The sequence below is a fragment of the Streptomyces caatingaensis genome (genome assembly GCF_001187435.1).
GTDB lineage: Bacteria > Actinomycetota > Actinomycetes > Streptomycetales > Streptomycetaceae > Streptomyces > Streptomyces caatingaensis.
This window is the reverse complement of the sequence record NZ_LFXA01000009.1, coordinates 324,563-345,144: the sequence shown is the minus strand read 5'-3', so window position 1 is coordinate 345,144 and position 20,582 is coordinate 324,563. Positions and strand designations below refer to the sequence as shown.

Below are 20,582 nucleotides of genomic sequence, written 5' to 3'. Positions count from 1 at the left end.
CATGGCATTCGAGTACGCGCCCGCGCCCGAATCGCGCGCGGTCGTCGACATCGCCCCGTCCTACGGCCTGTTCATCGACGGGGAGTTCGTCGAGAGCTCGGGCGGGGGGCTCGACAAGACCGTCTCCCCGGCCACCGAGGAAGTGCTCGCCGAGTACACCCGGGCGACCGCGGAGGACGTCGACCGGGCGGTCAGGGCCGCCCGCAAGGCGTTCGAGAAGTGGTCGGCGCTGCCGGGCTCCGAGCGCGCCAAGTACCTCTTCCGCATCGCCCGCATCATCCAGGAGCGCAGCCGCGAGCTGGCCGTCCTGGAGACGCTGGACAACGGCAAGCCGATCAAGGAGACGCGCGACGCCGATCTCCCGCTGGTCGCCGCGCACTTCGTCTACTACGCGGGCTGGGCCGACAAGCTGGAGCACGCGGGCTTCGGTCCCGACCCGAAGCCGCTGGGCGTGGCCGGGCAGGTCATCCCGTGGAACTTCCCGCTGCTGATGCTCGCGTGGAAGATCGCCCCGGCGCTGGCCGCCGGCAACACGGTCGTCCTCAAGCCGGCCGAGACGACCCCCCTCTCGGCACTGTTCTTCGCGGACATCTGCCGCCAGGCCGGGCTGCCCAAGGGCGTCGTCAACATCCTGACGGGCGACGGCTCGACGGGCGCCGCGCTGGTGGCGCACGACGGAATCGACAAGGTCGCGTTCACCGGTTCCACCGCCGTGGGCAAGCAGATCGCCCGCACGGTCGCCGGCACCCGCAAGAAGCTCACGCTCGAACTGGGCGGCAAGGGCGCCAACATCGTCTTCGACGACGCCCCGATCGACCAGGCCGTCGAGGGCATCGTCAACGGCATCTTCTTCAACCAGGGCCAGGTCTGCTGCGCCGGTTCGCGCCTGCTGGTGCAGGAGTCGGTCCAGGACGAGCTGCTGGACGCGCTCAAGCGCCGCATGTCCACGCTGCGCGTCGGCGACCCGCTCGACAAGAACACCGACGTGGGTGCCATCAACTCGGCCGAGCAGCTCGCCCGGATCACGGAGCTGGCCGACAGCGGCACGGCGGAGGGCGCCGAGCGCTGGGCCCCGTCCTGCGAACTCCCCTCCCAGGGCTACTGGTTCGCGCCGACGCTGTTCACCAACGTCACCCAGGCCCACCGGATCGCCCGCGAGGAGATCTTCGGCCCGGTGCTGTCCGTCCTGACGTTCCGCACCCCGGCGGAGGCCGTCGCCAAGGCCAACAACTCGCAGTACGGCCTGTCGGCGGGCATCTGGACCGAGAAGGGCTCGCGGATGCTCGCGGTCGCGGACAAGCTCCGCGCCGGCGTCGTCTGGGCCAACACGTTCAACAAGTTCGACCCGACCTCGCCGTTCGGCGGCTTCAAGGAGTCGGGCTTCGGCCGCGAGGGCGGCCGTCACGGTCTGGAGGCGTACCTCGATGTCTGAGCGACTGAGTGTCTTCAAGACGTACAAGCTGTTCATCGGGGGCAAGTTCCCCCGGTCCGAGAGCGGGCGGGTGTACGAGGTGACGGCTGCGACATCAGCCGCTGACGCGGCGGGCAAGGGCAACTGGCTGGCGAACGCGCCGCTGTCGTCGCGCAAGGACGGCCGTGACGCGGTCGTCGCCGCGCGCAAGGCGTTCGGCGCCTGGTCGGGCGCGACCGCCTACAACCGCGGCCAGATCCTCTACCGCGTCGCCGAGATGCTGGAGGGCCGCCGCGAGCAGTTCGCCGCCGAAGTGGCCGACGCCGAGGGCCTGTCGAAGGCCAAGGCCGCCGCCCAGGTGGACGCCGCGATCGACCGCTGGGTCTGGTACGCGGGCTGGACCGACAAGATCGCCCAGATCGCGGGCGGCACCAACCCGGTGGCCGGGCCGTTCTTCAACGTCTCCTCGCCCGCGCCGACCGGCGTGGTGGCCCTCGTGGCGCCGGGCGAGTCGTCCTTCCTGGGCCTGGTCTCGGTGATCGCCCCGGCGATCGCCGCGGGCAACACGGTGGTCGTGGTCGCCTCCGAGAAGGCGCCGCTGCCGGCGCTCTCGCTGGGCGAGGTGCTGGCCACCTCCGACCTGCCCGGCGGGGTCGTCAACATCCTCTCCGGCCGCGCGGCCGAGATCGCCCCGTCGCTGGCGGCGCACCAGGACGTCAACGCGATCGACCTGGCGGGCGCGGACGCGGAGCTGGCGAAGGAGCTGGAGACGGCCGCGGCGGACAACCTCAAGCGCGTCCTCCGTCCACAGCCTGTGGACTGGTCCGCGGCTCCGGGCACCGGCCGGCTGCTGGCCTTCCTGGAGACGAAGACCGTCTGGCACCCGACGGGGTCGCTGGGCGCGGGCGGTTCCTCGTACTGAGCGGGTGCGCCGAGGGGCGGACGGGAGACCTCCCGTCCGCCCCTCGGGCGTTCCGCGGCGTCAGTGCGGCAGCAGGTTCAGCCCCGGCACGTCCTGCACCTTGCCGCCGTCGGAGAGCGTGCCCGTGACCTGGCGGGTGCTCACCGGGCGGAAGTCGCCGACCTTGGTGCCGACGCTGTTGTTGAGCGGGTCGACGCCGGTCCGCGCGAAGGGGTTGACCGGCAGCCGGCCCAGGATCGGGGCGAGCGGCGCCGTCGCGTGCCGGAGACCGGTCATCGCGCCGTCCCGGGCGGCCACCAGGTCGATCTGGCCGAGCTGGGCGCGGGCGGGCGAGGCGGGGGTGGGCAGCGTGGGCCCGACGGCGGGGGCCGGCGGGACCACGGGGTCGGCGCTCGCGGCGGAGGCGGCGCCGACGGCGAGGGCGGCGGACGCGGAGAGGGTGACGCCCGCACGCGTCAGCGAACGCGGGAGGTGCGAGGGGGAGCGGAGTGCGTGACGTGCGTGCGAGGCCATGACCACCTGCCGGTGCGTGAGCGGAAACCGTTCGGCGACGCAGCGTATCCGAACCGTCACGAACCGCGCATACCCGCACCCGGGGGGATCCCCCCTGCGGGTCAATGCGTCACACTGGTGTTCCGTGACTGCCCTCCCGCCTTCCGCGCCGCACGCGCGCGTCATCCTGCTGGCCGGCCCGTCCGGCTCCGGAAAGTCGTCCCTCGCCGCCCTGACGGGGCTGCCGGTCCTCAACCTCGACGACTTCTACAAGGAGGGCACGGACCCCACGCTCCCCCGGCTCCCCGACGGCTCGGGCACCGACTGGGACTCGCCGCTGTCCTGGGACGGGGACGCGGCGGTGGCCGCGATCGAGGCGCTGTGCCGCACGTCCCGCACCCCCGTGCCGGTGTACGACATCGCCACCAGCTCGCGGACGGGCACGAGCCTCCTGGACATCGGCCGCACCCCGCTCTTCGTCGCGGAGGGCATCTTCGCCGCCGACATCATCGGGCGCTGCCGTGAACTGGACGTCCTGGCCGACGCGTTGTGCCTGCGCGGCCGCCCGTCCACCACGTTCCGCCGCCGCCTCGCCCGCGACCTGCGCGAGGCCCGCAAGCCCGTCCTCTACCTGATCCGCCGCGGACTGCGCCTGATGCGCGCCGAGCGCGGCATCGTCGCCCGGCAGACCGCGCTCGGCGCCTTCCCCTGCGGCCGCGACACCGCCATGGGCCGCATCGCGGCCGCCGCGGCCGGACACTGCGAGAGGGTCGCGGCGCCCCCGCACGCGGCGGCGGGCGCCCCCTCCGAACCCGCGCCGACCGGGCGCTGACGCGGAAGCGGGCGGACGGACCCCCCGGCCGTCCGCCCGCTTCCTCCGTGCTCCCCCGTTCCCCCCTCTTCCCCTTTCCTCCCCCTCGTTTCCCCCGTGGTCCCCCGTCGTCCTAGGCCACCAGCTCGCCGAACGACTCCTCGACGCCCCGGCCGGAGCCGATGGCCTCGTCCTCGCGCAGCCGGCGCAGGGAGCGCCAGATGCTGCTCTTGACCGTGCCGACGCTGATGCCGAGGATCTCGGCGATCTCCGGGTCCGTGCGGCCCTCGTAGTAGCGCAGGACCAGCATCGTGCGCTGGAGCTCGGGCAGCCGGGCGAGCGCCTGCCAGAGGACGGCGCGCAGCTCGGTGCCGCGCATCGCGTCCTGCTCGCCCGCCGTCTCCGGGAGCTCCTCGGTCGGGTACTCGTTGAGCTTGCGGCGCCGCCAGGCGCTGATGTGCAGGTTGGTCATGGTGCGGCGCAGGTAGCCGCCGACCGCCGCCTTGTCCGTGATGCGGTCCCAGGCGCGGAAGGTGGAGAACAGGGCGCTCTGCAGCAGGTCCTCGGCCTCGTGGCGGTCGCCGGTGAGGTGGTAGGCCGTCGCGTACAGGGCGGCGCGGCGCTCCTGCACGTAGGCGGTGAACTCGGCCTCGGCGCGCGCCCGGTCCGTGGCGGCGGCCTTCCGCCGCTCCGGCTGCTCCGGCCGCTCCGGGGCCGTCGCCGGCTCCCCGTAGACGGCGGCGTCGATGGCCGTGAGGTACATGCCCTGCGTACGGGCGCGGCCGGTGCCGCGGGCGTAGCCGCGGCCGCCCGTCGCCGGGTCGTGCAGGCGCGTGCGAACTGCGCCGGTGGTGATCGTGTGCAGTGCGTTCATCTCGCGCCCCCCGTCGGTGGTGCCCGTTGGTCCGTGTCCGGACCGCTCTCCGCCCGGTGAACAGAAGCCTGCCGGGCCAGTTTCATGGCGCTGTCCGCCGACTGTCACAGCCGTGCAACAGCCCTGCTCCCCCCGGCCGGCCCCGCCGCCGGGCCGCCGGGCGACCGGAGCGGAACTCGAACTACCGCCCTGACGTAGGCCAGAATGACCGGGTGCCTTTCCTGTTGCTGATCGAGGACGACGACGCCATCCGCACGGCCCTCGAGTTCTCCCTGTCGCGGCAGGGTCACCGCGTGGTGACCGCCGCGTCGGGCGAGGACGGTCTGAAGATGCTGCGCGAGCAGCGGCCGGACCTGATCGTGCTCGACGTCATGCTGCCCGGTATCGACGGCTTCGAGGTCTGCCGCCGCATCCGGCGCACCGACCAGCTGCCGATCATCCTGCTCACCGCCCGCAACGACGACATCGACGTCGTCGTGGGCCTGGAGTCCGGCGCGGACGACTACGTGGTCAAGCCCGTGCAGGGCCGGGTGCTGGACGCCCGGATCCGGGCGGTGCTGCGCCGCGGCGAGCGCGAGTCCAGCGACTCGGCCACCTTCGGCTCACTCGTGATCGACCGCTCGGCGATGACGGTCACCAAGAACGGAGAGGACCTCCAGCTCACACCGACCGAGCTGCGGCTGCTGCTGGAGCTGAGCCGCCGCCCGGGGCAGGCCCTGTCCCGCCAGCAGCTGCTGCGCCTGGTGTGGGAGCACGACTACCTGGGCGACTCGCGGCTGGTGGACGCCTGTGTGCAGCGGCTGCGCGCCAAGGTCGAGGACGTGCCGTCCTCCCCCACCCTGATCCGCACGGTCCGGGGCGTCGGCTACCGCCTCGACTCGCCGCAGTGACGACAGCGAACGGTGAGGCCCAAGCGAACGGTGAGGTCCACGAGACAGTGACGGAACGGCCCGGTCGAGTGCGGGGCTGGGCGGCGGTCAGGAACCTGATGCGGCTCAGCATGCGGTGGATCAGCCTGCGGCTGCGGCTGATGCTGGTCTTCGCGCTGGTGGCGCTGGCCGCCGCGGTGTCCGCGTCCGCCATCGCCTACTGGCTCAACCGCGACGCGGTGCTCACCCGTACGCAGAACGCGGCGCTGGACGACTTCCGCAAGTCCCTCCAGGACAACACCGGCACCCTGCCGCTGGCCCCGACCTGCCCGGAGCTCCAGGAGGCCGCGGACCGGATGGCGGCCACCTCGCAGAAGTACGAGGTGCTGCTGATCGGCCGCGTCAAGGGCGGCGGCGAGTGCGCCGCGCCCTCCAACCGCGACCTGTTCACCCTCAAGGCCGTCCCGAAGTCGCTGGTCACCGCGGTCAACCGGGAGCGCAAGGTCGACGACTCGAACCCGTACCCGTACCACCTGTACTGGCAGCGGATCACCCTCGACGGCAAGCCCTACCTCGTCGGCGGGGCCAAGGTGATCGGCGGCGGGCCCACCGGCTACCTGCTCAAGTCCCTGGAGAACGAGCGCCAGGACCTCAACTCGCTCGCCTGGTCGCTCGGCATCGCCACCGGCCTGGCCCTGATCGGCTCCGCCCTGCTCGCCCAGGCCGCCGCCTCCACCGTGCTGCGGCCCGTGCAGCGGCTGGGCGAGGCCGCGCGCCGCCTCGGCGAGGGCAAGCTGGACACCCGGCTGGAGGTCTCCGGCACCGACGAACTCGCCGAGCTGTCGCGGACGTTCAACAAGGCCGCCGAGTCGCTGGAGAAGCGGGTGGAGGAGCTGAGCGCCCGCGAGGCGGCGAGCCGGCGGTTCGTCGCGGACATGTCGCACGAGCTGCGCACCCCGCTGACCGCGATCACGGCGGTCACGGAGGTGCTGGAGGACGAGGCCGACTCCCTCGACCCGATGATCGCGCCCGCGGTCCAGCTCGTGGTGAGCGAGACCCGGCGGCTGAACGACCTGGTGGAGAATCTGATGGAGGTCACCCGCTTCGACGCGGGCACGGCCCGGCTCGTCCTGGACGACGTGGACGTCGCCGACCAGGTCACCGCCTGCATCGACGCGCGCGCCTGGCTGGACGCCGTCCAACTGGACGCCGAGCGCGGCATCATGGCCCGCCTCGACCCGCGCCGCCTGGACGTCATCCTGGCCAACCTGATCGGCAACGCCCTCAAGCACGGCGGCTCCCCGGTGCGGGTGAAGGTGCGCCCGGCCGACGACCGGCTGATCATCGAGGTCCGCGACCACGGTCCCGGCATCCCCGAGGACGTCCTGCCGCACGTCTTCGACCGCTTCTACAAGGCGAGCGCCTCCCGCCCGCGCTCCGAGGGCAGCGGCCTGGGCCTGTCCATCGCCCTGGAGAACGCCCACATCCACGGCGGCGAGATCACCGCCGCCAACTCGCCCGAGGGCGGCGCGGTGTTCACCCTCTCCCTGCCCCGCGACGTCTCCGGCGCGACCGGCGGAGAGACCTCCGAGGGGGACGCGGGCGACGGCGGCCCGGCCGGCGGCGGCGCGTCCGGCGCCGGGAAGGGCCCCGAGCAGGAGGGCGCGCAGTGAGGCGCGCGGGAAGGCGTACGGCGCGCGGGGCCGCGATCGGCGCCGCGCTGTCCGCCGTCTGCGTGCTCGCCGCCGGGTGCGGGATCCGCGGCACCGCCGTGCCCGTCGACGCGGGCAGCGCGCCCTCGCGGGCGTCGTGCCTGGTGCGGCCGGGTGCCACCGCCTCCCCGTCCCCGGGCGCCATGGCCCTGCCCGTACAACTCCTCTGCGCCTCCCAGCTGGTGGCCGTCGTCCGGCCCCTCGCCCCGTCCGGCCACGGCGGGGCGCCGGGCGTCGCCCAGGCGCTCCTGGACGAACTGCGCCGGCCCCTCTCCTCCGCCGAGGAGTCCGCCGGCTTCTCCACCGAGGTACCGCCGCGCCTCACCGTCACCGGCGGACGGAAGGGCGACCCGCCGGGGACGCTGCGGCTGAGCACCGCGCCGGACGCGCTGTCCCCCAAGGCCCTGTCGCAGATCGTGTGCACCTTCGCGGGCACGGCCGCGGCCGGCGGCCGCAGCACGGTGCTGCTCGGCGGACCGGGCTCCGAGGCGCCGCGCTCCTACCCCTGCACGGACGAGACGCGGGCCCGCCCGGAGAGCGCGCCGGGCGGCTGACGCGCGGGGCGCCCGCCGTGGCTCGTCATGGCTCGCCGTGGCTCGTCATGGCCGGAACCGCGCGCCCCGCGCATCGCGTCCTGTGGGGCGTGCAGCGTCATGGTTACGGCGGTACGCCCGCCCTACGACACCGCTACCGCCTCGTGGGCCGCGTGCTCCTCGCCGCCCACCTCGTGGTCGCGGGCTGGCTGGCCGTGCGCCCCCTGACCGCCCCCTGGGTCTCCGCCGCGCACCTGGAACCGTTCGCCACCCTCCGCGCCGATCTCGCGCTCAGCCCGTGGGAGGCGGCGCGCACGATCGGCTCGGCGGTGCTTCCGTTCGCCCCCCTCGGGGTGCTGCTGCCCTGGGCGGGCGGCCGGATCGTGGCGTCCCCGCTGGGGTCGCTGGCCCGGACGGTGTTCACGAGCGCGATGATCGCGCTGGTGTTGCAGGTGGTTCGGGGGGGTGTGGTGGGACAGGTGCTGGATCTTGATGCGCTGCTGCTGAATGTGGTGGGGGTTGTGCTGGCGCATGTGGCGGTGGTGCCGGCGGTTCGGGCGCGGCTTCGACGGCGGGCTCCGGCCGCTCCGCCGTCGTCCGCCGCGACGGCCTCCACGCCGTCCCACGGCCTGGCTCCGTCGCCGGCGCGCGCCCGGGTGGGGGTGACTCCGTAGAAAAGTGCCCCGGTCCCTCCCCTTCACCGTTTCTGCGGCACAGCCGCGCGGGAAACGGTGAAGGGGAGGGACCGGGGCACCCCTCCCCGCGGCGATCAGCCGCGGTTGCCGCCCAGCAGGTTCGGCGTCGAGATGCCCTTCGGCAGCCCCCCGGCGGGGACGAGGCCGAGGAGGCCGCCGTTGCCCTTGTTGTCGGCGGGCGCGGCGGCCGCCTCGGGCGCGGCCTCCGGGGCCGCCTGCGGCGCCTTCGGGGCGGGCGCCGGGAAGAACGCCTTGTCCAGCGCCATGGCCGTGGACTTCATCGCCGAGGAGCCCAGCGCCCGGTTCCCCGCCTCGATCACCGGCCCGCCGGGCAGGAGCGGCGCGACCTGCTCGATGGGGAGGCTGCGGCTCGTGCCCGCGGCGAGGCCGGTCGCCCGCTCCAGCGGGCCCGCGGGAGCCGCGGCCGACGCGGTGCCCGCCGTGGCGACGGCGATGGCCGCGCCGAGGGCCGCGGCACCGATGGTCTTGATGGTTCCCTGCTTCATCTGCGATCTGTCCTCGTGACGGTGATGGATGAATTCCGGGCGGCTTTGCAACCTAGTCACGACAACGAGAGGCCCGCAACGAATGACACGGCCGGGAGAATTGAATTCCCCGGCCGTGTCGTTCAACGGGCCCCGTATTCAGGGAGGATGGAACGACTAACGGAACAGCCACTCCGACTTGATCTCCGCATAACCCGGCTTGATCACGTCGTTGATCATGGCGAGCCGTTCGTCGAAAGGAATGAAGGCGGACTTCATCGCATTGACGGTGAACCACTGCATGTCGTCGAGCGTGTAGCCGAACGCCTTGACCAGGTGCTCGAATTCACGGCTCATGCTGGTCCCGCTCATGAGCCGATTATCGGTGTTCACCGTCGCCCGGAAGCGCAGCTTGCTCAGCAGGCCGATCGGGTGCTCCTCGTAGGAAGTCGCCGCGCCCGTCTGGAGATTGGAGGTAGGGCACATCTCCAGCGGGATGCGCTTGTCGCGGACGTACGAGGCGAGCCGGCCGAGCTCGACCGTGCCGTCCTCGGCGACCTCGATGTCGTCGATGATCCGCACACCGTGGCCGAGGCGGTCGGCACCGCACCACTGGAGCGCCTGCCAGATCGACGGGAGGCCGAAGGCCTCGCCGGCGTGGATGGTGAAGTGGTTGTTCTCGCGCTTGAGGTACTCGAAGGCGTCGAGGTGGCGGGTGGGGGGGAAGCCCGCCTCGGCGCCCGCGATGTCGAAGCCGGCGACGCCGGAGTCGCGGTAGCGGTTGGCGAGTTCGGCGATCTCCAGGGCGCGGGCGGCGTGCCGCATGGCGGTCAGCAGGGCGCCGACGCGGATGCGGTGGCCGTTCTCCCGCGCGCGGCGCTCGCCCTCGCGGAAGCCCTCGTTGACGGCCTCGACGACCTGCTCGAGGGTGAGCCCGGCCTCCAGGTGCTGCTCGGGGGCGTAGCGCACCTCGGCGTAGACGACGCCGTCGGCGGCCAGGTCCTCGGCGCACTCGGCGGCGATCCGGACCAGGGCCTCGCGGGTCTGCATGACGGCGCAGGTGTGCGCGAAGGTCTCCAGGTAGCGCTCCAGCGAGCCCGAGTCGGCGGCCTCGCGGAACCATATCCCCAGCTTCTCGGGGTCGGTCTCGGGGAGGCGGTCGTAGCCGTTCTCGCGGGCCAGCTCGACGATCGTGGCGGGCCGCAGGCCGCCGTCGAGGTGGTCGTGGAGCAGCACCTTCGGGGCGCGACGGATCTGTTCGGGGGTGGGAACGTTGGTGGTCTCGCTCGTCATTGCGGCACTCTAGCCCCTACGCGCGTAGATGGGGCGGAACGATACGCAACGGTGACCCGTCGGCGGGGTGGACAGCCCGCGTCGTTCTGCCATCGTTGTCTGCCATGGTTCAGCAAGCGTTGCCGCAGCCGGAGCCAACGGAGTCACAGGGGACCGTGGGGCCACAGGGGCCCATGAGGTTCCGCATGCTTCAGAAGACCCAGCGCGCCCGCGCCGAGCTGGGCAAACCCGTCGGGGCGGGCCGCTCCGGGGACTCCGTCAACGGGGTGGCGCTGCTCCTCCCCGGCGGCCGGGCCACCGGGCGGCGCCGGCCGCCCGCCCGGCCCGCGGCCGCCCAGCGACGGCTGGCCCGGCGGCTGGAGCGGGCGGGCGCCGGCGAGGGTCTGGCCACGCATCCGGTGCGTTACCGCCATCGCGGGTGGAACGGTTCGGCGGCCGACCCGGTGCACGACGCCCTGTGGGCGGCCGACGAGGCGGTGCGGCGCTACGGCGACGTACCCGTGTGCCTGGTCGGCACGGACATCGGCGGCCGGGCCGCGCTGCTCGCCGCCGGGCACCCGGCGGTCACCTGTGTGGTGGCGATCGCGCCGTGGCTGCCGGAGCCCGAGGCCGTCCTCGACCCCGATCCGGTGCGCCAGCTCAAGGGCCGCCGGGTGCTGCTCGTCCACGGCACCGACGACGCACGCACCGATCCCGACCTCTCCTACCGGCTGGCCGAGCGGGCCAAGAAGGTCAACCGGGACGTGTGCCGCTTCGAAGCGCACACCGACGGGCACGGGCTGGAACAGCACCGCGCCGAAGTCGCCGCGCTGGCCGCCGACTTCGTCCGGGGATCGCTCTTCGGCCACCCCTACGCCCGCCCCTTGACGGACGCGCTGGCCGCGCCGCCGCCGCTGGGGCTGCGGATGCCGCTGGCCCACGGTTTCGGGCGGACGCTCGGCCACTGAGGGCACGCGGCCGGGAGACCCCCGGCCCATGCCTCAGCGGTGCAGGAGGAGTTGGCCGCGGCGTGAGAGCAGGAAGCGTTTGAAGGCGGCGACCGGCGGGGTGTCGGGGTGACCGTCCAGCCAGGCGACGCCGATCTCGCGGACGGCGCGCGGGGCGGTGACGGCGAGTTCGACGACGCCGGGGCGCGGGACGGCGGGCGGCGGCAGCAGGCCCACGCCGAGGCCGGCGGCCACCAGGCCGCGCAGCGTCTCGGGGTCCTCGCCCTCGAAGGCGATCTTCGGGCTGAAGCCGGCCTGGGCGCAGAGCGCGTCGGTGATCCGCCGCAGTCCGTAGCCCGGTTCGAGGGTGACGAAGAGCTCGGCGGCGGCCTCGGCGAGGCGGATGCGGCGGCGGGCGGCCAGGGGGTGGTCCTCGGGCACGACGAGCCGCAGCTTCTGCTCGTCGAGGCGGCGGGCGACCAGGTCGGGGGCGTCGGGGACGGGCGAGGTGAGGCAGAGGTCGAGGTCGCCGGCGCGGAGCCGCTCGATCATGGCCTCGCCGTAGTTCTGCACGAGTTGGAAGCGGACGCGGGGGTGGTCGGCGCGGAAGGCGCGGATGAGCTCGGGTACGGTCTCCGAGCCCATGGTGTGCAGGAAGCCGAAGGCGACCTTGCCGGCGGCGGGGTCGGCGTCGGCGCGTACGGACTCGGCGGCGCGGTCCACGTCCGCCAGGGCGCGCTCCACGGCGGCGAGGAACGTGCGGCCGGCGGCGGTGAGCGACAGCGTCCGCCCGTGCCGGGCGAACAGCGCGACGCCCAGGTCCTCCTCGAGGCGGGCCAGCGAACGGCTGAGCGTCGGCTGGGGCATCCCCAACTGGCGCGCGGCGCGGGTGACGTGCTCGTGCCGGGCCACGACGGCGAACTGCGCGAGGCGCGGGGTGAGGGTGGCCGCCCAGGAGTCCGGGCCGATGCCGGCCGTCAAGGATTCGACAGTTCCGCCAATGTCTTTTCTGTTGCCAACTGGTGACAGAGGCGCCTCTGACCTGGTTTCATGCTGCATGGAATGGATTATGGCCGTTCCATGCATTGGACGCATTTATCGCGGGGTGCCTACGGTGTGGTCATGCCTCCTGCCGATACCGGGGCACCCGCCGCCAGCGTGCGCGCGGGTGCCTCCCCCTCGTCGTCCCCCGCTCCCGACTCCCGCCTGGCGCCCGGCGGTTCCGGCTACCGCCGGATGAGCTTCGCCCTCTTCGCCGCGGGCGTCGCCACGTTCGCCCTCCTCTACTCCACGCAGGCCCTGCTGCCGGCCCTCTCCGAGGGGCTCGGGGTGACGGCCGACCAGGCGAGCTGGACCGTCTCCGCGGCGACCGGCGGGCTGGCGCTCGCGGTCGTGCCGCTGAGCGCCCTCTCCGAGCGGTACGGGCGGCGGGCGACGATGACGGCGGCGCTGTGCGTGGCCGCGTTCGTCGGGCTGCTGGTGCCGTTCGCCCCCGACCTGGGCTGGCTGGTGGCGCTGCGCGCCCTCCAGGGCGCCGCGCTGGCGGGCGTCCCCGCCTCGGCGATGGCCTACCTGGCGGAGGAGGTCCGGCCCAAGGCGCTGGTGGGCGCGGTCGGGCTGTTCGTGGCCGGCAACGCGATCGGCGGCATGTCCGGGCGGATCCTCGCCGGGTGGACGGCCCAGGCGTGGAACTGGCGCGCGGGCCTCGCGGCGGTCGGTGTCCTGGCGGTGCTCTGCGCGCTGGCCTTCCGGCTGCTGATCCCCAAGGCGCGGCACTTCACGCCGGGTTCGGTCTCGCCCCGTTCGTTGCTGCGCACGCTCGGGCACCATCTGTCCGACCCGCTGCTGGTCCGCCTGTACCTGATCGGCGCGCTCTTCATGACCGTCTTCGGCGCGGTCTACACGGTCATCGGCTACCGCCTCGCCCAGGCGCCGTTCTCCCTGCCGCCGGGCCTCGTCGGCTCGATCTTCCTCGTCTACCTCGTCGGCACGGTCTCCTCCGCCGCGGCCGGCAAGCTGGTGGGCCGCCTCGGCCGCCGCGGGGCCCTGTACCTGGCGATGGGCACGACCACCGCCGGCCTCCTGCTGACCCTGGCGTCCTCGCTGGCGGCGGTGCTGGTGGGGCTCGTGCTCATCACGGGAGGCTTCTTCGCCGGGCACGCGGTCGCCTCCTCGTCCGTCAGCCGCACGGCGACGACGGGCCGCGCCCAGGCGTCGGCGCTCTACCAGACGGCGTACTACCTCGGCTCGTCGGTGGGCGGCACGGTGGGTGCCATCGCCTTCCGGGCCGGGGGCTGGGACGGGACGGTCGTCCTGGGCCTGGTGGCCATGGTGGCGGCGGGGGCGATCACGCTGTACGCGACGCGGCGGGCGCTCGTGGAGCGCCGTTCGACGGCGCGGGCGGTGCGGGCGTAAGGCCCGCGCCCTACGGACCCGGAGGGGCCGGAGCCCATCACCTGTTCTGGTGGGCACCGGCCCCTCCGTTTTGCGCTCCGGACGCGCCCTCTTCCGGGCCGCGCCCGGCGGCTACGCGATGCGGTCCAGCACGATCGGGTTCGGCGTGAAGTCCGTTCCGGCGGGGGCGATGTCGACGCCGCCCTCCAGGGCCGCGAGGGCGTAGTCGAACTTCTCCGGGGTGTCCGTGTGGAGGGTCAGGAGGGGCTGGCCCGCCGTGACGGTGTCGCCCGGCTTGGCGTGCATCTCGATGCCCGCGCCGGCCTGCACCGGGTCCTCCTTGCGCGCGCGGCCGGCGCCGAGGCGCCAGGCGGAGACGCCGACGGCGTAGGCGTCGAGCTTGGTGAGGACGCCGGAGGCGGAGGCGGTGACGACGTGCTGCTCGCGGGCGACCGGGAGGGCGGCGTCCGGGTCGCCGCCCTGGGCGGCGATCATGCGGCGCCAGTGGTCCATCGCGGAGCCGTCGGCGAGGGCCTTGGCCGGGTCGGCGTCGGGCAGGCCGGCGGCCGTCAGCATCTCGCGCGCCAGGGCGAGGGTGAGCTCGACGACGTCCGCCGGGCCGCCGCCCGCGAGGACCTCGACCGACTCGCGGACCTCCAGCGCGTTGCCCGCGGTGAGGCCGAGCGGGGTCGACATGTCGGTGAGCAGGGCCACGGTCTTGACGCCGTGGTCGGTGCCGAGGCCGACCATCGTGGAGGCGAGCTCGCGCGCGTCCTCGATGTTCTTCATGAACGCGCCGGAGCCGACCTTGACGTCCAGGACCAGCGAGCCGGTGCCCTCGGCGATCTTCTTGGACATGATCGAGGAGGCGATCAGGGGGATGGCCTCGACGGTGCCCGTGACGTCGCGGAGCGCGTAGAGCTTCTTGTCGGCGGGGGCCAGGCCGTCGCCGGCCGCGCAGATGACGGAGCCGACGTTCCGCAGCACGTCCATCATCTCGTCGTTGGAGAGGAGGGCGCGCCAGCCGGGGATGGACTCCAGCTTGTCCAGCGTGCCGCCGGTGTGGCCGAGGCCGCGGCCGGAGAGCTGCGGGACGGCCGCGCCGCAGGCGGCGACCAGCGGGGCGAGCGGCAGGGTGATCTTGTCGCCGACGCCGCCCGTCGAGTGCTTGTCGGCCGTCGGCACCGGCAGGGACGAGAAGTCCATGCGCTCGCCGGACTTGATCATCGCCGCCGTCCAGCGGGCGATCTCCGCGCGGTCCATGCCGTTGAGCAGGATCGCCATGGCGAGCGCGGACATCTGCTCGTCGGCGACCTCGCCCCGGGTGTAGGCGTCGATCATCCAGTCGATCTGCTCGTCGGTCAGACGGCCGCGGTCGCGCTTGGCGCGGATGACGGAAATGGCGTCCATCAGCACATTTTCCTTAGGTTCGTGCGTCCTCAGTCTTCCCGGGGTCGGAAAGTGACCCGGACGGGCTGGGCCGCAGCCCCTCCCGTCCGGCGCTTGAGGACATCTTCAACGATTCAGGTCGGCGGGCCCAAACGCATCCGGCAGCAGCTCCGCCAGCGGGCGGACGCCCGAGGCCGTGTCGACCTCCAGCTCCGGCCCGCCGTGCTCCCACAGGAGCTGGCGGCAGCGGCCGCACGGCATGAGGACGTTGCCGTGGCGGTCGCAGCAGGTGAAGGCGGTGAGCCGGCCGCCGCCGGAGGAGAAGAGGGCGGAGATCAGGCCGCACTCGGCGCACAGGGCGACGCCGTACGCCGCGTTCTCCACGTTGCAGCCGGTGACCACGCGGCCGTCGTCGACGACGGCCGCGGCACCGACGGGAAAGCCGGAGTACGGGGCGTAGGCCCGGGACATGGCGTCCCGGGCGTGCGCGCGCAGGTCCTCCCAGAGCTGGGGAGAGGTCACTTGCCCTGTCCCTTCCGGTAGGGCTTGCCGTCCGCCTTCGGCATGCGCAGCCGTTGCGAGAACAGCGACAGCACCAGCAGCGTGACGACGTACGGCGTGGCGTCCACGAACTCCAGCGGCACCGTCTTCGTCAGCGCGAACCAGACGAACAGCAGCGCGGCCACCACGGCCGCCCCGATCGCCGGCCTGACCTTGCCGCTCTTGAAGCGCCAGGCCGCGAAGCCGACGAGGAGCACCGCGATGAGGAGCAGCAGCGCGTGGACGGTCGGGCCGCCGGAGCGGAGCTGGAGGCTGTCCATGAAGCCGAACAGGCCGGCGCTCATGGCCACGCCGCCCGGCCGCCAGTTGCCGGAGATCATCGTGGCGAGGCCGATGTAGCCGCGCCCGCCGGTCTGGCCGTCGGAGTACATGTGCGTGCCGATGGCGAGGAACGCGCCGCCGAGGCCGGCCATGGCGCCGGAGACGACGACGGCCGCGTACTTGTAGGTGTAGACGTTCACGCCGAGGGACTCGGCGGCCACCGGGCTCTCGCCGCAGGAGCGCAGGCGCAGGCCGAAGGCCGAGCGCCAGAGCACGAAGAAGGTGCCGGCGAAGAGCAGCGCCGCGACGATCGTCAGCCAGGAGACGTCGGTGACGAGGCCGCGCAGGACGCCGGCGACGTCGGAGACGAGGAACCAGTGGTGCTTCTCGACGGACTGGAGCCAGCCGGACAGGCCGGGGACGGAGAAGTCCGGCATGTTGTCCATGACGGGCGACTGCTTGTCGTTGCCGCCGGCCCGCTGGGCCTCGCTGCCCTCGGCGCCGAACCAGAGCTTGGCGAAGTACTGGGTGACGCCCAGGGCCAGGATGTTCATGGCCACACCGGAGATGATGTGGTCCACGCCGAAGGTGACAGTGGCGACGGCGTGGATGAGACCGCCGAGCGCGCCGCCGACGACGCCGGCGACGGCCGCCAGCCAGGGGCCGTGCTGCCAGCCCATCCAGCCGGCGGCGAAGGCGCCGAGCATCATCATGCCTTCGAGGCCGATGTTGACCACGCCCGCGCGCTCGGCCCACAGTCCGCCGAGGCCGGCGAGGCCGATCGGCACGGCCGCCGCCAGCGCGGAGCCGAACTGGCCCGAGCTGGTCAGGTCGTCGGCGCCGGTGAGCGCCCGCAGCGCGGAGAGGAGGATCAGTCCGCCCGCGATGATCAGCAGGACCACCGGGTAGGTGAGGCGCCGGCCGCCGTCGCCCTTGTTCTTGCCGGTCAGCCGTTCGGCGAGACCGGAGGTGAAGGTCGTACTCATGCGGCTGCCTCCGCCTTGTCGCTCTTGCGCGCCCGGGCGGCGAGCTCCTCGCCGACCTTGCGCTGCTGGGTCTTGAGGCCGTAGCGCCGCACGATCTCGTAGGCGATGACGACGCAGAGGACGATGACGCCCTGGATCACGCCGACGATCTCCTGCGCGTAGCCCTCGAACTCGAGCTGGGTGCCGGTGCGTTCGAGGAAGCCCCAGAGCAGGGCGCCGAGCGCCATGCCGACGGGGTGGTTGCGGCCGAGCAGCGCGATGGCGATACCGGTGAAGCCGATGCCGGTGGGGAAGTCGGTGCCGTAGTTGTACGAGACGCCGAGCAGGGTCGGCATGCCGACGAGGCCGGCGACGGCACCCGAGAGCACCATCGAGGTGACGACCATGCGCTTGACGCTCACACCGCTCGCCTGGGCCGCCGACTCGGACCGGCCGACGGTGCGCAGGTCGAAGCCGAAGCGGGTGCGGCCCAGCAGGAACCAGTAGGCGAGACCGGCGACGGCGGCGATCACGACGAAGCCGTAGACGGGCTTGGGCGTCGTCGGGATCTCGAAGAAGTGCGCGGAGTCCGGCAGGTAGGGCGTGTGGATCAGGTTGCCCTCCTTCTTCGCCAGCCGGCCGTCCTGGAGGAAGTAGCCGATGACCGAGGCGCCGATGGCGTTGAGCATGATCGTGCTGATCACCTCGTTGACGCCGCGGGTGGTCTTCAGCAGGCCGGCGATGCCGGCCCAGACCGCGCCGACCGCCATCGCCACGATGATGATCACCGGGATCTGGACGATGCCGGGCAGGGTGAGCGCCCCGCCGACGACGGCGGCGAAGAAGGCCGCGATGCGGTACTGGCCGTCGACACCGATGTTGAAGAGGTTCATCCGGAAGCCGATGGCCACGGCCAGCGCGGAAAGGTAGTACGGCGTCGCCTTGTTGATGATCCAGACCTGGCTGTCGCTCTTCGAGCCGAAGTCCACCATCACCTGGTAGGCGTGGAAGGGGTCCTTGCCCGTCGCCGCGATGATGACGGAGGTGATCGCGATGGCGGCCACGATCGCCAGGAGCGGGGCGGCGACGGCCAGGACGACCTTGTTCCTGTCGAACTTCTTGATCACTTGGACTCGCCCCCTTCGCTCTCCTCGTGCTCCTCGTGCTCCAGGTGGCCGGTAGCGGCGCCGGTCATGGCCGAGCCCAACTCCTCCGGGGTGATGGTGGCGGGGTCGGCGTCGGCGACCAGGCGGCCGCGGAACATCACCCGCAGGGTGTCGGAGAGCCCGATCAGCTCGTCCAGGTCGGCGGAGATCAGCAGCACCGCGAGCCCCTCGCGGCGCGCCTCGCGGATCTGGTCCCAGATCTGCGCCTGGGCGCCGACGTCCACGCCCCGGGTGGGGTGCGCGGCGATCAGCAGCTTGGGGTGGTGGCTCATCTCGCGGCCGACGATCAGCTTCTGCTGGTTGCCGCCGGAGAGCGAGGCCGCGGTGACCTCGATGCCGGGGGTGCGGACGTCGAAGTCGCGGACGATCCGCTCGGTGTCGGCGCGCGCCGCCTTGTTGTCGAGGAAGAAGCCCTTGCTGTTGGGCTTCTCGGTGACGTGGCCCAGGATGCGGTTCTCCCACAGCGGGGCCTCCAGCAGCAGGCCGTGCCGGTGGCGGTCCTCGGGGATGTAGCCGATGCCGCCCTCGCGCCGCTTGCGGGTGGGCGCGTGGGTGATCTCGGCGCCGTCGAGCGTGACGGTGCCGGCGTCCGGGTCGCGCATGCCCATGATCGCTTCGACGAGTTCGGCCTGGCCGTTGCCCTCCACGCCCGCGAGGCCCAGGACTTCGCCCTTGTGGATGGTGAACTCGATGCCGTCCAGCACCGTGCGCACCACGCCGTCGGAGTCGGTGGCCGACAGGTGCAGGCCCTCGACGGTGAGCATCGGGGTGTCGGTGACGGTGGACTCACGGGTCTCCGGCGAGGGCAGTTCCTCGCCGACCATCAGCTCCGCGAGCTGCTTGGGCGTGGTCTCGCTGGGGACCGCGGTGCCGACGGTGGTGCCGCGGCGGATGACGGTGATGTCGTCCGCGACGGAGAGCACCTCGCCGAGCTTGTGCGAGATGAAGATGACGGTCAGGCCCTCGGACTTGAGCTCGCGCAGGTTGTCGAAGAGCGCGCTGACCTCCTGCGGCACCAGGACCGCGGTCGGCTCGTCGAGGATGAGCGTCCGGGCGCCGCGGTAGAGGACCTTGAGGATCTCCACGCGCTGGCGGTCGGCGACGCCGAGGTCCTCGACGAGGACGTCCGGACGCACGCCCAGCCCGTACGCGTCGGAGATCTCCTTGATCCTCGCGCGGGCCCTGGCGCCGATGCCGTGCAGCTTCTCGGCGCCGAGGACGACGTTCTCCAGGACGGTGAGGTTGTCGGCCAGCATGAAGTGCTGGTGCACCATGCCGATGCCGCGCGCGATGGCGTCGGCCGGCGAGTGCAGGCTGACCTGCTCCCCGTCGAGGGTGATCGTGCCCTCGTCCGGCTTCTGCATGCCGTAGAGGATCTTCATCAGGGTGGACTTGCCGGCACCGTTCTCGCCGCAGAGGGCGTGGACGGTGCCGCGGCGGACCGTGAGGTGGATGTCGTGGTTGGCCACGACTCCGGGGAACCGCTTGGTGATGCCGGCGAGTTCCACCGCGGGGGCGGTGGTACCGCTGGACTCCTGTGACGCTTCGATGGCGCACTCTCCTCGGGGAAGGGAGCGGGAAGGGGCGACGCTGTACGGGCCAACTCGACGCTACGCGCGTAGCGTTGACCCTCGCATGAGCGGGCCCGGCGGGGGAAGTCCCCTCGCCGGGCCCGCTCAACCGTTCGGTACGGCCGGCCGGTGCCGACCGGGGGTCACGGCTGGGTCTTGACCTTGACCTTGCCGTCCACGACGTCCTTCTTCGCGGCGTCGAGCTTGTCCTTGATGTCGTCGATGAAGCCGCCCGAGGTGGCCAGCGAGACGCCGCCGTCCTTCAGCAGGTAGGTCTTCTGCCCGGTGATCGGCTTGCCGTCCTTGACGCTCTTGATGAGGTCGAAGACCGCGACGTCCACGTTCTTCACGACGGAGGTGAGGATGTGGTCCTTGTACTTCTCCAGGCCCGGCTGCTGGTACTGGTCGGAGTCCACACCGATGGCCCAGGCGTCCTTCTTCCCGGCGATGGCCTCGATGGAGCCGTTGCCGGAGAGGCCGGCGGCCGTGTAGATCACGTCGATGCCCGAGTCGAGCATGCCCTTGGCCTTGTCCTTGGCCGCGGCCGGGTCGTTGAAGCCCTTGTCGTTGTTCGGGTACAGGTACTGCGAGACGACCTGCGCCTTGGGGTCGGCGGCCTTGACGCCCTGCTCGTAACCCGCCTGGAACTTCTGGATCAGCGCGTTGTTCACGCCGCCGATGAAGCCGACCTTGTGGGTCTTGGACTTCAGGGCCGCGGCGTATCCCGCGAGGTAGGAGCCCTCGTGCTCGCCGAAGGTGATGCTCTCCACGTTCTTGCCGGCGGCGACCGAGTCCACCACGGCGAAGGTGGTGTCCGGGTGGTCCTTGGCGACCTTCTCGACGGACTTCTGGTAGTTGAAGCCGACGCCGATGACGGGGTTGTAGCCCGCCTCCGCCAGGGAGTTGAGGCGCTGCTCGCGCTCGGCCTCGGTCTCGCTGTTCTTGGCGGTCATCATCTTGTTCTTGATGCCCAGCTCCTTCTCCGCCCTGTCCGCGCCGCGGGCGGCGGACTCGTTGAAGGAGTGGTCGTCACGGCCGCCGACGTCGAAGGCGAGGCCGAGGCCCTTGTTCTTGCCCCCACCGGACTCGGTGGACGACTCACCACAGGCGGTGAGGGTGAAAGCGAGAGCCGCGGTGGCGATGCTCGCGACAGTGATCGTGGATACCCGGCGCACGAGGGCCCCTTCACTCGAAGCGCCTCCATTGGCGCTGGTTTCGACGGGATCGTAACGCGCGTAGATGGCCTGAAAAG

The 20,582-nt window shown here is 72.4% G+C and carries 20 protein-coding genes; 9 read left to right on the top strand and 11 right to left on the bottom strand.

Annotated features, from left to right (window positions below):
• Position 1: 1 nt before the first annotated feature.
• Positions 2–1,432, top strand: coding sequence for an aldehyde dehydrogenase family protein (locus AC230_RS14835; RefSeq protein WP_049716643.1), 1,431 nt, complete (start codon positions 2–4; stop codon positions 1,430–1,432).
• Complete coding sequence (locus tag AC230_RS14830; RefSeq protein WP_049716642.1) at positions 1,425–2,333, top strand: aldehyde dehydrogenase family protein; 909 nt, start codon at positions 1,425–1,427, stop codon at positions 2,331–2,333. The genes AC230_RS14835 and AC230_RS14830 overlap by 8 nt, the downstream gene beginning before the upstream one ends.
• A 60-nt stretch (positions 2,334–2,393) precedes the next feature.
• Here AC230_RS14830 and AC230_RS32575 read toward each other — a convergent pair whose 3' ends face one another.
• Complete coding sequence (locus AC230_RS32575; protein WP_157868576.1) at positions 2,394–2,906, bottom strand: hypothetical protein; 513 nt, start codon at positions 2,904–2,906, stop codon at positions 2,394–2,396.
• Positions 2,907–2,970: 64 nt separating this feature from the next.
• Between AC230_RS32575 and AC230_RS14820 the strand changes: the two genes are divergently transcribed.
• Positions 2,971–3,657, top strand: a complete 687-nt coding sequence (locus AC230_RS14820) for a uridine kinase family protein (RefSeq protein WP_049716640.1) — start codon at positions 2,971–2,973, stop codon at positions 3,655–3,657.
• A gap of 112 nt (positions 3,658–3,769) precedes the next feature.
• Here the strand turns inward: AC230_RS14820 and AC230_RS14815 are convergent, their stop codons facing one another.
• Positions 3,770–4,510 carry a SigE family RNA polymerase sigma factor gene (locus AC230_RS14815; protein ID WP_049716639.1) on the bottom strand — a complete coding sequence of 247 codons (741 nt, stop codon included), beginning with the start codon at positions 4,508–4,510 and terminating at the stop codon, positions 3,770–3,772.
• Positions 4,511–4,722: 212 nt separating this feature from the next.
• On the opposite strand from AC230_RS14815, the gene afsQ1 reads away from it, so the two are divergent.
• From afsQ1 to AC230_RS14795, 4 genes are all read left to right on the top strand, one after another.
• Complete coding sequence (gene afsQ1 / locus AC230_RS14810; protein WP_049716638.1) at positions 4,723–5,400, top strand: two-component system response regulator AfsQ1; 678 nt, start codon at positions 4,723–4,725, stop codon at positions 5,398–5,400.
• Positions 5,298–7,052, top strand: a complete 1,755-nt coding sequence (locus AC230_RS14805) for an ATP-binding protein (RefSeq protein WP_422125596.1) — start codon at positions 5,298–5,300, stop codon at positions 7,050–7,052. Before afsQ1 ends, AC230_RS14805 begins: the two co-directional genes overlap by 103 nt.
• Positions 7,049–7,645 carry a hypothetical protein gene (locus tag AC230_RS14800; protein ID WP_049716637.1) on the top strand — a complete coding sequence of 199 codons (597 nt, stop codon included), beginning with the start codon at positions 7,049–7,051 and terminating at the stop codon, positions 7,643–7,645. Before AC230_RS14805 ends, AC230_RS14800 begins: the two co-directional genes overlap by 4 nt.
• 89 nt (positions 7,646–7,734) lie before the next feature.
• Positions 7,735–8,298 carry a VanZ family protein gene (locus AC230_RS14795; protein ID WP_078871256.1) on the top strand — a complete coding sequence of 188 codons (564 nt, stop codon included), beginning with the start codon at positions 7,735–7,737 and terminating at the stop codon, positions 8,296–8,298.
• A gap of 95 nt (positions 8,299–8,393) precedes the next feature.
• On the opposite strand, the gene AC230_RS14790 is transcribed toward AC230_RS14795, so the two are convergent.
• Positions 8,394–8,825 (bottom strand): hypothetical protein, encoded by a 432-nt coding sequence (locus AC230_RS14790; RefSeq protein WP_049716636.1) that lies wholly within the window; start codon positions 8,823–8,825, stop codon positions 8,394–8,396.
• Between the two features lie 156 nt (positions 8,826–8,981).
• Positions 8,982–10,097: an adenosine deaminase gene (locus tag AC230_RS14785; RefSeq protein WP_049716635.1), complete on the bottom strand. Its 1,116-nt coding sequence runs from the start codon at positions 10,095–10,097 to the stop codon at positions 8,982–8,984.
• Positions 10,098–10,282: 185 nt separating this feature from the next.
• On the opposite strand from AC230_RS14785, the gene AC230_RS14780 reads away from it, so the two are divergent.
• Positions 10,283–11,044 (top strand): alpha/beta hydrolase, encoded by a 762-nt coding sequence (locus AC230_RS14780; protein WP_049716634.1) that lies wholly within the window; start codon positions 10,283–10,285, stop codon positions 11,042–11,044.
• 33 nt (positions 11,045–11,077) lie between these two features.
• Here AC230_RS14780 and AC230_RS14775 read toward each other — a convergent pair whose 3' ends face one another.
• Positions 11,078–12,082 (bottom strand): LysR family transcriptional regulator, encoded by a 1,005-nt coding sequence (locus AC230_RS14775; protein WP_078871255.1) that lies wholly within the window; start codon positions 12,080–12,082, stop codon positions 11,078–11,080.
• Positions 12,083–12,145: 63 nt separating this feature from the next.
• Here AC230_RS14775 and AC230_RS14770 point away from each other — a divergent pair, with 63 nt between their 5' ends.
• Positions 12,146–13,438 (top strand): MFS transporter, encoded by a 1,293-nt coding sequence (locus tag AC230_RS14770; protein WP_049716633.1) that lies wholly within the window; start codon positions 12,146–12,148, stop codon positions 13,436–13,438.
• 111 nt (positions 13,439–13,549) lie between these two features.
• On the opposite strand, the gene AC230_RS14765 is transcribed toward AC230_RS14770, so the two are convergent.
• The 6 genes from AC230_RS14765 to AC230_RS14740 all read right to left on the bottom strand — a co-directional run bounded on the left by AC230_RS14765 (position 13,550) and on the right by AC230_RS14740 (position 20,505).
• A complete protein-coding gene (locus AC230_RS14765; RefSeq protein ID WP_107082138.1) occupies positions 13,550–14,833 on the bottom strand; it encodes a thymidine phosphorylase in 1,284 nt (427 codons plus the stop codon).
• Positions 14,834–14,932: 99 nt separating this feature from the next.
• The gene (locus tag AC230_RS14760) at positions 14,933–15,328 is read right to left on the bottom strand and encodes a cytidine deaminase (protein WP_078871254.1); all 396 of its coding nucleotides are present in this window, start codon (positions 15,326–15,328) and stop codon (positions 14,933–14,935) included.
• Positions 15,325–16,614 (bottom strand): ABC transporter permease, encoded by a 1,290-nt coding sequence (locus tag AC230_RS14755; RefSeq protein ID WP_049716631.1) that lies wholly within the window; start codon positions 16,612–16,614, stop codon positions 15,325–15,327. Before AC230_RS14755 ends, AC230_RS14760 begins: the two co-directional genes overlap by 4 nt.
• Entirely contained in the window at positions 16,611–17,717 is a 1,107-nt protein-coding gene (locus AC230_RS14750; protein WP_049717015.1) for an ABC transporter permease, read from the bottom strand. Before AC230_RS14750 ends, AC230_RS14755 begins: the two co-directional genes overlap by 4 nt.
• The gene (locus AC230_RS14745) at positions 17,717–19,267 is read right to left on the bottom strand and encodes an ABC transporter ATP-binding protein (protein ID WP_107082137.1); all 1,551 of its coding nucleotides are present in this window, start codon (positions 19,265–19,267) and stop codon (positions 17,717–17,719) included. Before AC230_RS14745 ends, AC230_RS14750 begins: the two co-directional genes overlap by 1 nt.
• A gap of 206 nt (positions 19,268–19,473) precedes the next feature.
• Positions 19,474–20,505: a BMP family lipoprotein gene (locus AC230_RS14740; protein ID WP_049716629.1), complete on the bottom strand. Its 1,032-nt coding sequence runs from the start codon at positions 20,503–20,505 to the stop codon at positions 19,474–19,476.
• Positions 20,506–20,582 lie beyond the last annotated feature (77 nt).

Coding starts and splice junctions, on each gene's coding strand:
- AC230_RS14835 (WP_049716643.1), top strand. CDS start 2: ATGGCATTCGAGTACGCGCCCGCGCCCGAATCGCGCGCGGTCGTCGAC.
- AC230_RS14830 (WP_049716642.1), top strand. CDS start 1,425: ATGTCTGAGCGACTGAGTGTCTTCAAGACGTACAAGCTGTTCATCGGG.
- AC230_RS14815 (WP_049716639.1), bottom strand. CDS start 4,510: ATGAACGCACTGCACACGATCACCACCGGCGCAGTTCGCACGCGCCTG.
- AC230_RS14790 (WP_049716636.1), bottom strand. CDS start 8,825: ATGAAGCAGGGAACCATCAAGACCATCGGTGCCGCGGCCCTCGGCGCG.
- AC230_RS14785 (WP_049716635.1), bottom strand. CDS start 10,097: ATGACGAGCGAGACCACCAACGTTCCCACCCCCGAACAGATCCGTCGC.
- AC230_RS14780 (WP_049716634.1), top strand. CDS start 10,283: ATGCTTCAGAAGACCCAGCGCGCCCGCGCCGAGCTGGGCAAACCCGTC.
- AC230_RS14775 (WP_078871255.1), bottom strand. CDS start 12,082: ATGCAGCATGAAACCAGGTCAGAGGCGCCTCTGTCACCAGTTGGCAAC.
- AC230_RS14770 (WP_049716633.1), top strand. CDS start 12,146: ATGCCTCCTGCCGATACCGGGGCACCCGCCGCCAGCGTGCGCGCGGGT.
- AC230_RS14755 (WP_049716631.1), bottom strand. CDS start 16,614: ATGAGTACGACCTTCACCTCCGGTCTCGCCGAACGGCTGACCGGCAAG.